Origin of the sequence: Bradyrhizobium sp. 63_E2_N1_3, from assembly GCF_052076005.1 — a bacterium.
GTDB classification, from domain to species: Bacteria; Pseudomonadota; Alphaproteobacteria; order Rhizobiales; family Xanthobacteraceae; genus Bradyrhizobium; species Bradyrhizobium barranii.
Genome location: NZ_CP197235.1, coordinates 683075 through 697367 on the forward strand (window position 1 = coordinate 683075; position 14293 = coordinate 697367).

Below are 14293 nucleotides of genomic sequence, written 5' to 3' on the forward strand. Positions count from 1 at the left end.
CACATCAGATTCGACGCAAGGCGCTATGGTCTGTGAAGGCCAGGATAGTTGCCGCCCAGGCGCTCACCCAATGTGAGCGGTGTGTTTTCGGCGCCGACGAAGACGTTGAAGTTCAATGAGTGCTGTCGATCTCATTGCCCAAATTAGCTTTCGCCCTTTGTGATGGAGGTCAAAGCATGTTGATCGTGGCCAACATTTTGGAAAATGAAGTGAGCGACACCCCTAGCGCGGTGGCGAGCAAGTCGAATGCGGTGGCGCCGAAAGGGACTAGCAGCGCGAGTTCTTAAGATAGCTCACCTTTCTGAGCGCCGGTAGCGACCCCTTTTATTTGCAGTCTGTCGCCGCACTATTCTCTCACAATCGTTAAATCAAGTCCCGAACGTTCATCATCGCATCCGCGACGAGGAGATGTTTAAGATGACTACTTATACCCTCACGACCGGTACGGACACGATTGTTGGGACGAGCAATGACGACACGATCAACGGAACGGCAGCAACGTTAAACTCCGCCGATCAGATTGATGGTGGAGCTGGCTACGACACGCTGGCGCTGTTCGGTGCGGGATCGTTCGATCTGAGCGCGCTGGCGCAGTTCCTCGGCATGGAGGAGGTAGATCTCGTCAACATCACCGGAGGGCAATCAAACCTGACCCTCGCCAACGGCTCCGACTTGACGATCAACGTCGACAATGAAGCGTTTGGTGGAGGCACGGTCACTCTCGGCGATGGTGCGGTGACGCTCAACCTGGGTGCGAGCGCCAATTATACGGTCAACACGTCCATCGGGACTGCAGCGATCAATAGTACTCAGGCTGGCACCTATAATCTGTCGAGCGGAGCTGCAACGATTAGCAGTTTTGGCGGCACGTTCAACCTATCGAGCGGCGCCGCAACGATCACGAGCGGCAATGGCGGCATCTTTAACTTGTCGACCGGGACTGCGACATTGGACGTTACCGGGAAGCCGTCCTTTTTTAATGGTCCCGATACATTTACGCTCTCAACCGGAACTGCCGATATCCATTATCATGGCGGCGGGAACAACGGCAGTGCTGCCGTGTACGTTTCCTCCGGCAAGGCCACCGTGGATTTTACCGGGAGTCAAAATTTCAACAGCATCAACATAGGGGACATTGCTACTTTCAATTATGACGATGTCTTCACGGCTAGCGCAATCAGCGGAAGGAATTCCATCGGCATAGGTGGTTCGGGTGCTTTCGATCTGCGCCAGATTCATCTCAACGGAAGTTGGGCGTTAGCTCTCTCACCCGACCAATCGGTTGAAATCGATCAGGCCAGCGTGTCGCATCTTACGTCCATCAGTGGCGGTACGAGCGATCATCTCCATACCGCCGACGCGACACTCGATCTGACTCATACGACGGTGGTCAACGGTGCAGATATCGCCAGCACCAACGCCAGCGGCACCACGTTCACTGTTGCCAATGCCACCACCGGCTTCCATGTTCTCGGTGGAGCCGGCGACGATACCCTCGTCGCGAGCGGCTTTGCCTTCACTGCAGGCCAACGTGCCGCGATCTTCGCCGGAACCTCCGTCGACGTCATCCAGGACAGCAGCGGCACTTATAATGCCCCCAGCTCAGTGACCCTCACGACCGGTACGGACACGATTGTTGGGACGAGCAATGACGACACGATCAACGGAACGGCAGCAACGTTAAACTCCGCCGATCAGATTGATGGTGGAGCTGGCTACGACACGCTGGCGCTGTTCGGTGCGGGATCGTTCGATCTGAGCGCGCTGGCGCAGTTCCTCGGCATGGAGGAGGTAGATCTCGTCAACATCACCGGAGGGCAATCAAACCTGACCCTCGCCAACGGCTCCGACTTGACGATCAACGTCGACAATGAAGCGTTTGGTGGAGGCACGGTCACTCTCGGCGATGGTGCGGTGACGCTCAACCTGGGTGCGAGCGCCAATTATACGGTCAACACGTCCATCGGGACTGCAGCGATCAATAGTACTCAGGCTGGCACCTATAATCTGTCGAGCGGAGCTGCAACGATTAGCAGTTTTGGCGGCACGTTCAACCTATCGAGCGGCGCCGCAACGATCACGAGCGGCAATGGCGGCATCTTTAACTTGTCGACCGGGACTGCGACATTGGACGTTACCGGGAAGCCGTCCTTTTTTAATGGTCCCGATACATTTACGCTCTCAACCGGAACTGCCGATATCCATTATCATGGCGGCGGGAACAACGGCAGTGCTGCCGTGTACGTTTCCTCCGGCAAGGCCACCGTGGATTTTACCGGGAGTCAAAATTTCAACAGCATCAACATAGGGGACATTGCTACTTTCAATTATGACGATGTCTTCACGGCTAGCGCAATCAGCGGAAGGAATTCCATCGGCATAGGTGGTTCGGGTGCTTTCGATCTGCGCCAGATTCATCTCAACGGAAGTTGGGCGTTAGCTCTCTCACCCGACCAATCGGTTGAAATCGATCAGGCCAGCGTGTCGCATCTTACGTCCATCAGTGGCGGTACGAGCGATCATCTCCATACCGCCGACGCGACACTCGATCTGACTCATACGACGGTGGTCAACGGTGCAGATATCGCCAGCACCAACGCCAGCGGCACCACGTTCACTGTTGCCAATGCCACCACCGGCTTCCATGTTCTCGGTGGAGCCGGCGACGATACCCTCGTCGCGAGCGGCTTTGCCTTCACTGCAGGCCAACGTGCCGCGATCTTCGCCGGAACCTCCGTCGACGTCATCCAGGACAGCAGCGGCACTTATAATGCCCCCAGCTCAGTGACCCTCACGACCGGTACGGACACGATTGTTGGGACGAGCAATGACGACACGATCAACGGAACGGCAGCAACGTTAAACTCCGCCGATCAGATTGATGGTGGAGCTGGCTACGACACGCTGGCGCTGTTCGGTGCGGGATCGTTCGATCTGAGCGCGCTGGCGCAGTTCCTCGGCATGGAGGAGGTAGATCTCGTCAACATCACCGGAGGGCAATCAAACCTGACCCTCGCCAACGGCTCCGACTTGACGATCAACGTCGACAATGAAGCGTTTGGTGGAGGCACGGTCACTCTCGGCGATGGTGCGGTGACGCTCAACCTGGGTGCGAGCGCCAATTATACGGTCAACACGTCCATCGGGACTGCAGCGATCAATAGTACTCAGGCTGGCACCTATAATCTGTCGAGCGGAGCTGCAACGATTAGCAGTTTTGGCGGCACGTTCAACCTATCGAGCGGCGCCGCAACGATCACGAGCGGCAATGGCGGCATCTTTAACTTGTCGACCGGGACTGCGACATTGGACGTTACCGGGAAGCCGTCCTTTTTTAATGGTCCCGATACATTTACGCTCTCAACCGGAACTGCCGATATCCATTATCATGGCGGCGGGAACAACGGCAGTGCTGCCGTGTACGTTTCCTCCGGCAAGGCCACCGTGGATTTTACCGGGAGTCAAAATTTCAACAGCATCAACATAGGGGACATTGCTACTTTCAATTATGACGATGTCTTCACGGCTAGCGCAATCAGCGGAAGGAATTCCATCGGCATAGGTGGTTCGGGTGCTTTCGATCTGCGCCAGATTCATCTCAACGGAAGTTGGGCGTTAGCTCTCTCACCCGACCAATCGGTTGAAATCGATCAGGCCAGCGTGTCGCATCTTACGTCCATCAGTGGCGGTACGAGCGATCATCTCCATACCGCCGACGCGACACTCGATCTGACTCATACGACGGTGGTCAACGGTGCAGATATCGCCAGCACCAACGCCAGCGGCACCACGTTCACTGTTGCCAATGCCACCACCGGCTTCCATGTTCTCGGTGGAGCCGGCGACGATACCCTCGTCGCGAGCGGCTTTGCCTTCACTGCAGGCCAACGTGCCGCGATCTTCGCCGGAACCTCCGTCGACGTCATCCAGGACAGCAGCGGCACTTATAACGGTCTGAGCACGCTTTCTGTATCGACATCGGGTGCCGGTATCACCAACGGGTCCGGCGTTCTCGGCGTTGGCCATGTGGTCACAATAACTGTTCTGATGGGCCGAGTCGCGACGGTCGATACGTCTAACGGCAGCCCGACCATGACATTGAATGACGGAGCTACCGCCGGTTATGTCGGCGGCTCCGGAACCGACAAATTGACCTTCACCTATACGGTTGGTCCCGGAGACAGTTCCCCCGATCTCGCCATCACGGCGTTCAGCCTGAACGGCGGCACGATCAAAGACAATTTCGGTAATGATGCCGACCTCAGGGCAGCTGTGACGAATCCTGATGGTGTGCTAGTCATCGATGGTGTTGCGCCGGCAAAGCCGGCTGCGCCCGTGGATGCTGCGGTATCGAACGGCTACGTCAACGCCGCTAACAATACCGCAGCGCAGATGCTGACCGGAACGGCCGAGGCTGGCAGTGCCGTCGCAATTTACGACGGGACCTCATCCAGCACGTTGTTCCAGACCTATCCTGTTACGCAAACTGTGGCGAACGGCTGGATTGCCAACGGGTTTGGGCAAACAAATGAATACGAGCCCTTCTCGCTTAGCCAGGTTTCTACCATTACATCGATTGATTTCGTGGTCCGAGCCGGCGGCGCGGCGCCGAACTTCCCCGCGGACGTTGACGTAACGATCTACGCCGCTGGACCAGTTCAAGGGCAGCTGGGATCTGCGGTGTTCAGCCACGACTATAGTGCGGCTGAATTAACGACGCTGTTTATAGATACTGCAAATATCGGAATACTTGGCGCCGAGGTCAAGCTTCCGTCCACGACGCTTAGCTCTGGCACCTACTATCTGTCCCTCACGTCCAATGGATCGCCGCTTTATCCAACCCTTTATCCTGGCGTGGCTAGCTCCTTGTATTTTGTCGACGGCAATCCTCGTGGGGGAACTCCCACTTCGATGGACTTTGCTATCAATGGATTCCAGGCGCTCGGGACCACAACGGCAGACGGTTTGGGCAACTGGTCTTACACCATCGGCAGCCTCACGAACGGGTCAACTCACAGCTATATGGTGACCGCAACCGATGCGGCAGGCAATATCAGCGCGATCAGTGATCCTCTGGCTTTCGCCGTCGATACCTCGGCTCCCGTGGTGACGGCAAGTCTGGCCAGTGACACCGGTCTATCCGCGACGGACAAGATCACCTCGAACGCCGCAATTGCAGGTGCGGCGGAGGCTAACGCCGTGATTCACTTCACGGTGGATGGCACGGAGATTGTTGCAACGGTCGAAGCGGACGCCAGCGGTGCCTGGAGCTTTGCGCCGACCGGCCTGGCTGATGGGTCACATACGGTAATAGCAGGCGAGACCGATGCCGCGGGCAATGTCGGTGCGACCTCGCCGGTGACATTTACGCTTGATACCCATGGCCCGACGGGATGGCAGTTTACGTTGGCGAATTCGAATTTTGATGGAACGACTAACATTGCTGCGGGAACGGTCATTGGATCGATTGCTCAAACAGGAGATGCGACCGGCTCACCGTTCAAGTATTTCTTTGCGTCGAATGCCGCCGGAACGTCAGGGATCAGCCAAAGCAGTAATGGAATCTCGATCGATGCCAACACTGGAGTTCTCACAACGGCGGCGGCCCTGAGCAGCTGGCCAAGCATATACGTTGTTGCGGAGGATCAGGCAGGCAATCTTTACGCTCAACCGCTAACGCTTCAGTTCGGAACCTCTGCTGGCCAGGCCATCACCGTGGCGGCTGGCGCAACCGCGACGTTCGGGCTTGGGGGTAACGATACGATTGCCGGCACGTCAGCCGCTAACAACATTGCAGGAGGAGCGGGTAACGACTCGATCACTGGCTTTGTGGGAGCGGACACCGTCAACGGCGGCGTGGGAACGGACAGCATCGTGCTGTCGGCCACGTCCACTGATCTGAACGCGGCCACCAATGCCCAAATCGTCAATGTCGAGGCTATCAACGCTGCGTCCGCGGCAGCCGGTGTGGTCATCGACCTTCACAGCCAGAGTGAAGGATTTACCGTCACGGGCAGTGCTTTGGATGATACCATCACGGGCGGAACCGGGGCCGACAGCATCGCCGCCGGCGGCGGCAACGACAAGGTTATCGGATTCGTCGGGGCTGATTCCGTCAATGGCGGCGCGGGGACAGACACCATCGTCCTGTCCGCGACGTCCACGGACTTCAACGTCGCAACGAACGCCCAAATCACCAATGTCGAGGCTGTGTCGGCGGCTTCTGCAGCCGCGGGTGTGACGATTGATTTGCACAATCAAAGCGAGGGGTTCACCATCGCCGGCAGCGCACTCGCCGACCTGATCACGGGTGGCGGGGGCGCCGACTCGATCATTGGCTTTGTAGGAGCCGACACCGTGAATGGCGGCGCGGGCACGGACAGCGTCATCCTGTCCGCCACGTCCAGTGATCTGAACACCGCCGCGGACGCCCAAATCGTCAACGTTGAAGCCATCAATGCTGCGTCGGCAGCAGCGGGCGTGGTCATCGACCTCCATAGCCAAAGCGAAGGGTTCACCATCACCGGCACTACATCGGATGACATCATCACGGGCGGAGCCGGAGCTGACAGCATCACGGCCGGTGGCGGCAACGACAAGATCATCGGCTTTATCGGGGCCGATATCGTGAATGGCGGCGCAGGCACAGACACCATCGTCCTGTCTGCGACGTCCACGGGCCTCAACACCGCAACGAATGCACAGATCACCAACGTCGAAGCTGTCTCGGCGGCATCGGCCGACGCAGGTGTGACGATCGACATACACAATCAGAGTGAGAAATTCATCATCACCGGCAGCGCGTTTGCCGACCAGATCGCCGGCGGCGGCGGAGCCGACACGCTGATTGGCGGGCTGGGCGATGATACTTACATCATCACCAACACCGGTGACACGGTCGTGGAGAACGCGGGCGAGGGTACGGACACCGTGCAGTCGTCGGTCACCTACACGCTCGGGACCAACGTGGAAAACCTTACGTTGACGGGGACCTCGAACATCAATGGCACCGGCAATGGGGTTGACAACGTTATCGTCGGAAATTCTGGCAACAACATCCTCGTCGGACTTGGCGGCGCGGATACGCTCGACGGCGGGCAGGGCACTGACACGGCGACCTACACGGCCTCGGGGACTGGCGTCAACGTGAGCTTGGCGACGGGGCAGGGTAGCGGCGGTGATGCTCAGGGTGATATTCTGGCCAACATCGAGAACCTGACCGGCTCCCAATTCAACGACCTCCTGGAGGGTGACGCGGGAAACAACGTGCTGGCGGGCGGTGCCGGCATCGACACAGTCTCGTACGCGCATGCGAGCGCAGGGGTAACGGTCAGTCTTGCCGTAACCTCGGCACAGAACACGTTCGGCGCCGGGTCGGACACGCTGACTGGTTTCGAGAATCTGACGGGTTCGGCCTATAACGATGTGCTGACCGGCAGTAGCGCCGCCGATGTCTTGACAGGAGGTGGCGGCAACGATGTGCTGAATGGTGGAGGCGGCGCCGATACGCTCGACGGCGGAGCCGGCGCGGATCGCCTGACAGGCGGCGCCGGCAATGATTCCTTCAAATTCAATTTCGGTGAGGCCAATGGCGATGTGGTGACCGATTTTGCCGGAGCGGGAGCCAATGCCGGCGATCATTTGGACTTTTATGGTTATGGCACACTGGCCAGTGGCGCGACGTTCCAGCGGGTCGCGGCGACCGATTTTTACACAATTACTCCCGATGCGGCTCATGGTGGCGCCGCGTTGGCTGAAACCATCGAGATTCTCAACGTTTTCAATCTCAACACGAGCGCGGGATCGAACGACTTTATTTTACATTGACGAAGTCGGCGGCCGCATCTGTCATCGAATGGGGTGATGTGGTCGCCACTACTCTATCGAACACGACGTGATTCCCTAACTTGCGCCACACGCATCATTTGCTCGGTGTGATGTGAAGGCGGTTTGTTGGTCGGGCTATCGAGGCAGTGTTCCATAACAACGCATACGCGAACGAGACGACGGGCCTGCAGCTGTCGACGCGATCAGAGCGCAAGTTGCTTAGCCGCTCTCAGCTGCCGACCGCAGCTTAACGTAGCCAGTTGGTTAGCGGACCGAATTTGCTCGCGTTGAGTTTTTCGCATTTTGACCCAAAGCGGACTTCAGGCCGCACTACTCTGTTCACCATTCCTTGAATGTCGGCTCGGCGCACCCGCCGCACACCCAGGGAAATGTCCAGTCGGAGGTAAGCTTTGCGCTCTCTGGAATGTACCTGCTCCAGACCGAAGCCTTGATCGGGTTGATCGAGCGCCAGACCACGTCGAACCTGCCATCCGGATTGAGCTTGCCGATCATGGCCGGTTTGGAAAGATGATGATTGGTATTCATCACCACCTCAAAACCGCTCGGCGCCCTGATCCTCTGACCGTACATGGCCTGACGGACCGCGTTCGCATCTGGTGTCCCGGCCTGGGTGACTGCCTGCACCCACATCCGGAAGCCGATGAAGGTCGCCTCCATCGGATCGTTCGTGATGTTGTCGCGCTGTTCGTTGAAGTCGGACCACATCTTAACGAATGCATCGTTCTCCGGCGTCGTGACCGACTGGAAGTAGCTCCGCGCTGCCATGTGCCCAACAAGCCGGCTGACATCTACACCTCGTAATTCTCGTGCTGTAACGGAGAGCCCCATGACGGGAATCTTGCGAGCCTCGACCTGCTGGGCCGCCAATTCGTTGTACAGATGGCCGTTAGCATCTCCGCTGATGGTCGAGATCACGGCGGTCTTTTTGCCCTGCGAGCCAAGGACCTTGATCTTCTCGACGATCTCGCGCCAGTCCGAATGGCCGAGCGGTACGTAGATCGTGGTAACGTCCTCAGCATTCACGCCTTCCGCGGCGAGGTATGCGCCGAGGATCCGGTTGGTCATGCGCGGATAGTCGCTTTCAGTTCCGAGGAGGACCCAGCGGCGAATATCCCCTCCCTCCTTGCTCATCAAGTAGCGAACGGCCGGAATCGCCTGCTGGCTCGGCGCCGCGCCGGTGTAGAAGACGTTTCGCGAGCTTTCCTCACCCTCGTGTTGAACAGGATAGAAAAGCAGGCCGTTCAATCGTTCGAACACCGGAATGACGGCTTTTCGGGAAGTTGAGGTCCAGCAACCAAATACGACCGCGACCTTTTCGTTCGCGAGCAGCTCGCGCGCCTTGTCGGTGAATGCGTCCCAGTCCGAAGCGGGGTCGGCGACGACCGGCTCCAGTTTCCTGCCGAGCAGCCCGCCCTTCTTGTTCTGGTTCGCAATCATCATCAGAACCGTGTCCTTCAGCGCGGATTCGCTGTTGGCCATGGTCCCGGACAGAGAGTGCAGAATGCCGACTTTGATGGTGTCTTCGGTGCCATGTGCCAGCGAAGCAAAAAGAATGATCGGCACGGCGACGAGCCCGCGCAAGGAACAAATCCACCTCATGCCGACGCTCCGACGAGTTCGAAAATGCGGGTTTCTTTTGTCATACCCTTGGCAACGACCGCATCGAAGGCCTTGAATTCGAATTGATCGCGAACGCGCAAATATACGTCCTCGCTTGCGAGGACGGTTGTCCCGACCTGCTTGTTCAGGCCTTCCAGCCGCGCGGCAAGATTAACCGTGTTTCCGAGGGCGGTGTAATTCATGCGCTCGGACGATCCCACATTGCCGACGACGGCTTCCCCGACATGAATGCCGAACCTTGTCACGAAAGGCGTCAGGCCTTCAGCCGCGAATTCGGCATTGAGCCGTTCGCCCGCTGCTTTGGCCGCAAGCGTCGCCCGGCACGCACGGGCGACGTGATCGGGTTGTGGATTGGGGGCATTCCAGAACACCATGACAGCGTCGCCGATGAACTTGTCGACCGTGCCGCCCTCGGCGAGGAACGCGTCCGTCATCACGGAGAAATAGCGCGAGGTCTGCCGCATCAACCCATCGGGGTCGGCTGCTTCCGCGATCGTCGTAAAGCCTTGAACGTCGGTGAAGACCAGCGTGATCTCCCGTTTGACGCCGCCGAGCGTGGTGGAGATGGAATTGTCGATGAGGCCGCGGACGATTTCCTTTGGGACGAAATGTGCGAACGACCATATCGCCCGCTGCGCTAGATTGACGGTGCTGCCCAACTCGTGAATCTCGCGAATATACGAGGTTACCGGCGCGAGGCTGGGTTCAGCCAGCGTCTGAAGCTGGCCAGCCTGCGCCGTGATGCGTTTCAGGGAGTACGACATTGTGCTGCCGAACATCCAGACGAGCGGCACAAAGGCCGCACCGACGACGATCGCGAGGATCAAACCGGTAAACTGGAGTCGCCGGACATTCTGAACGAAGTCATCCTCGGCAGCCAGCAACAGGATGCTGCCGTTGTATCCTTCGCCAAGTGTGAACTTCGTCAACCTGAACAGGAAGCCCTGTCCGTCCTCATCGTGGATGAGGCCCTCGTTGTGGTCGCGGTTATGCGACCGTCGAACAACGGAGGCCACCATTCCGGAATTGATCTCGTCGATGCTGGGCAATTGCGATTGCGAAGGATGCGTCATCGCGCTTTCGACAAGTCCCGTAAATTCGGGATGCGCGATCAGCGAGCCGGCTTGGTCGAAGATCATCACCGTGCCATTCTGGCCCGGCCGCTGCGCCTGGACAAATGCGCTGAAGGTGTCGAGCTTGAGATCGGCCGCGATCACGCCCGGCACCTTGCCTCGCAACGGGGCGCTAACGGTGATCACCGGCGCGTCGATGCTGAACGACAGATAGGGGGCCGAAACATATGGCCGATCCAGCCGCAGCGTTTGCCAGTACCAGGACCGCTTGCGCCCGTCGTATCCGTAGTTCCACAGGTCGATTTCGCCGACGTCGTTGCCCTGACGGTCCTGAAAGACACGGCGCATCGGCAGTTCGCCAGCCGGGGTCGGACGAATCAGGCTGATCGCAAATTCGGCGCTTGCCGGCGCCCGCAGCCGGTCGCGCTGGTCTTCGCTGAGAACGCTGGTGCGCCTCACCTGCAGCCATGCGCCATTGTCGAAGCCGGCATAGATGCTGTCCATCTGCGGCATTTCCTGCAGCGCCGCTTTGAACAGAGGGATGGCCCGGCCGGTCTCCGACCTTTCATTGGAATCGGCTACGCTCGAACTGGTCGCCAACACGTTCACCAGGGACGCGATGGCGTTCAGTTCGGTCTGCAGACGGCCCAACGACTTGGTGCTGGCGGAGTCCATAAAGGCCGACGCGGCTTCATGCGTCGCCGCGCGCAGCGAGCGGGCCTGTATGGCTATCAGCAGCCCTGCGAGCGCGACGACAAACGTCATCACCGCCAGCGTGATCGAGGTTCGGAATGTGAACAAGCCAAGCCTCCCCGTCGTTTTGCTCAGGCTATAGTCTTTCCGAAGAACGTCCAGCAATAGATTCGCGGTGCGATTGCGTAGAGGGGCACTTACAGCGCATGCGGCGCCGCTGTCCGATCGCGGATTTCCGTCCGAGCAGACCGAGCTGATGGTCACGTGTAGAGGGCGCGGATTGCTGCTGCGCGAGGTCCGAGCGCCGCCCGTGGCGCCGAGCGACAGTTGTTATAGCGCTTGCTGCAAGCAAAGCTCGCCAAGTGTTGTCATTGTGCGAGTATGTGGGGGGTAAGCCCTGTCTTAACAGTGTGCCACCGGGTTACTTTGGGGAGTGGACGTGAGCGACCTGCATTCGGCTGCGCCTCATCATCTTCCAGGCTTCATCACTGCTCCAGGCGGGTCAATGGTCTGCTCCTCAAGTCAAACCAAAAGTAAGATGTGGCTTGTTGGCCCATCAGCGAAGTGGCGGTGTAGCCCATTAAGGTCCGCTTAGTGAGGCAGAGCCGACTAGATTTGCTCAAGTTGAGTTGTTCGCATTTTGACCCGACCCGGACATCCATTGATCTGGATCAACCGGAAAGTGAGCGCCGCTTCGATTCTTTACATCTCAGCATCTGTCAAAGGAGCGGATCACGTCATGAGCAACGATGACATTTCCAAAATCTCTAAGATCAGCGCCGAGCCGACCGGCGCAGGATTGAAACGTCGCGATTTGTTATTGAGCGGTACTTCTCTCGTCGCCGCTTCCGCGCTTTCGGCTGTCGGGCTCACAAGCCCGGCGCAAGCGCAGCAGCAACCGGGAGCTGCCACAGCTGACGGAAAGCGTCCAAACATCGTTGTGATCATGGGCGATGACGTTGGTTGGTTCAACATCGGCGCCTACCATCGCGGCATCATGTCGGGCAAGACGCCGAACCTCGATAAGCTGGCATCTGAAGGCATGATGTTCACGGATTATTACGCCGAAGCAAGTTGTACGGCAGGTCGGGCGAACTTCATCACCGGCGAGTTGCCGATCCGAACCGGTCTGACGACCGTAGGCCAAGCAGGTGCTGATGTGGGGATCCCGGCTGAGGCCGCGACGCTCGCCACCGCCCTGAAGGCACAGGGCTATGCCACCGGGCAGTTCGGCAAGAACCACCTCGGCGACCTGAACAAATATCTCCCGACCGTGCACGGCTTCGACGAGTTCTTCGGATATCTGTACCACCTCGACGCGATGTCCGATCCGTACTGGTACTCGTTCCCCGCCAACCAGGACTATTACAACCAGAACGGCCCGCGCAGCCTGATCCATAGTTATGCGACCGATACCGACGATCCGACCGAGATGCCGCGCTGGGGCAAAATCGGCAAGCAAAGGATCATCGATGAAGGTCCGTTGCCGCCGTTCCCGGATATGTCGAACGTGCCCAACATGCACGATTTGCCCTTCCTGAAGGCGAAGTACGACATGACGACCTTCGACGAAGTGTTGGTCAAGTCTTCCAGTGACTTCATGGACAAGGCCAAGCGGGACGGCAAGCCGTTCTTCGTCTGGCACAATACCACGCGCATGCACGTCTGGACGTTCCTCTCGAAGAAGTACAGCGCGATGCAGAACAGCGAGACGAACTACGGTCTCGAGGAAGCCGGTATGACGCAGATGGATGACAGCATTGGTGCCCTGCTGAAGCATCTCGACGACATCGGTGAGACTAACAACACCATCGTGATCTTCACCACGGACAACGGCGCGGAGGTGTTCACCTGGCCGGATGGCGGCATGACCCCGTTCAAGAACACTAAGGGTACCGTCGGCGAGGGCGGCTTCCGCGTGCCGTGCATCATCCGCTGGCCGGGCCAGATCAAGCCGGGCATCGTCGAGAACGGAATCTTCTCCGGCCTCGATTGGTTTCCGACCCTGATGGCTGCTGCGGGCAACCCGAACATCACGGATCAACTGCTGAAGGGCGTGAAGCTCGGCGAGCGGACCTACAAGAACCATCTGGACGGCTACAATCAGATGGATCTGCTCACCGGGAAAGGCCCGTCCAAGCGTCATGAGATATTCTACTTCGGTGGCGCGCAGCTTGGCGCGGTCCGCATCGACAACTTCAAGTTCCAGTTCTATCAGCAGCCTTGGGGCTGGCCGGGCGAGAAAACCACCACCGACATGCCCTCGATGGTCAACATTCGTCAGGATCCGTTCGAGCGGACGCCGTTCATTCGGGGCGAGTCGTCAAACGCCGGCGCATTCGGCTATGGCAACGACTTTTTCGCCCGTGAGTTCTGGCGCTTCGTCCTGGTTCAACAGTATGTCGGGAAGCTGGCCCTGACGGCAATCGACTATCCGCCCATGCAGGACCCGGCTTCCTTCAATCTCGAATCGGTGAAGAAGAAGATCGAAGAAATGGTCAAGCACCGCGAAGGTCAGTAAAGGTCACCTCGCAGCCGGTCCGACGCTGAAGTTCGCACCACGAAAGGCCGCAGAGATGTCTGCGGCCTTTCGACTTGGATCTGGGTATGCCGAGACGGAAATCGAGCCTAGCGTCCGCGACTTCCGTTCATGGCCCGTGTGCGAGGTCCAGACGGGCTCACAGGTGGTCTGGTTGTAGGGGCAGACCTGAAGCAGCTCGCCCAAGCGGACGGAACTTCGTGCTCTCCTCCTATCTTCTAGTCGCTTTTTGAAATAGCAGTCGAAGCTAGCGAGTACTGGCCGCTCCGAAAATAAGCGGGCCTGGCCGGCGTACAAGCCGCGAAGGATTTCTAAAATCCGTCCCTCACCGGTCCGCGGAGGCCCCTTCAGAGCCACCTAAAGGAGCCCTGGAAGACGGCAGTCTTGACCCGCGACGGTACGCGGAGAGGCCGGGAAATCCCATCCCTCTCGCCTACCGAGAGCACCTGAGACGCAGCGGTTGAGCAAGTTTATTTACAGATTCTCTCCCTCCGCCAGCTCCTATCGAAATGTAAGGTAG

At 58.5% G+C, this 14293-nt stretch carries 4 protein-coding genes; 2 read left to right on the top strand and 2 right to left on the bottom strand.

Going from position 1 to position 14293, the window contains the following annotated elements; all coding sequences use genetic code 11:
• Window positions 1–417: 417 nt before the first annotated feature.
• Window positions 418–7827: an Ig-like domain-containing protein gene (locus AB7531_RS03155; protein WP_441279892.1), complete on the top strand. Its 7410-nt coding sequence runs from the start codon at window positions 418–420 to the stop codon at window positions 7825–7827.
• A 339-nt stretch (window positions 7828–8166) separates the two neighbouring features.
• On the opposite strand, the gene AB7531_RS03160 is transcribed toward AB7531_RS03155, so the two are convergent.
• Both AB7531_RS03160 and AB7531_RS03165 read right to left on the bottom strand, forming a co-directional pair.
• Window positions 8167–9429: an ABC transporter substrate-binding protein gene (locus AB7531_RS03160; RefSeq protein ID WP_441279893.1), complete on the bottom strand. Its 1263-nt coding sequence runs from the start codon at window positions 9427–9429 to the stop codon at window positions 8167–8169.
• 14 nt (window positions 9430–9443) lie between these two features.
• A complete protein-coding gene (locus AB7531_RS03165) occupies window positions 9444–11342 on the bottom strand; it encodes an adenylate/guanylate cyclase domain-containing protein (protein ID WP_063980530.1) in 1899 nt (632 codons plus the stop codon).
• A 631-nt stretch (window positions 11343–11973) separates the two neighbouring features.
• Between AB7531_RS03165 and AB7531_RS03170 the strand changes: the two genes are divergently transcribed.
• On the top strand, window positions 11974–13755 hold the full coding sequence (locus AB7531_RS03170) for an arylsulfatase (RefSeq protein ID WP_084795326.1): 1782 nt from the start codon (window positions 11974–11976) through the stop codon (window positions 13753–13755).
• The last annotated feature ends 538 nt before the right edge of the window (window positions 13756–14293 follow it).

Bases quoted from the DNA above. Each gene is read 5' to 3' on its own strand.
- AB7531_RS03155 (WP_441279892.1), top strand. From the start codon at position 418: ATGACTACTTATACCCTCACGACCGGTACGGACACGATTGTTGGGACG.
- AB7531_RS03170 (WP_084795326.1), top strand. From the start codon at position 11,974: ATGAGCAACGATGACATTTCCAAAATCTCTAAGATCAGCGCCGAGCCG.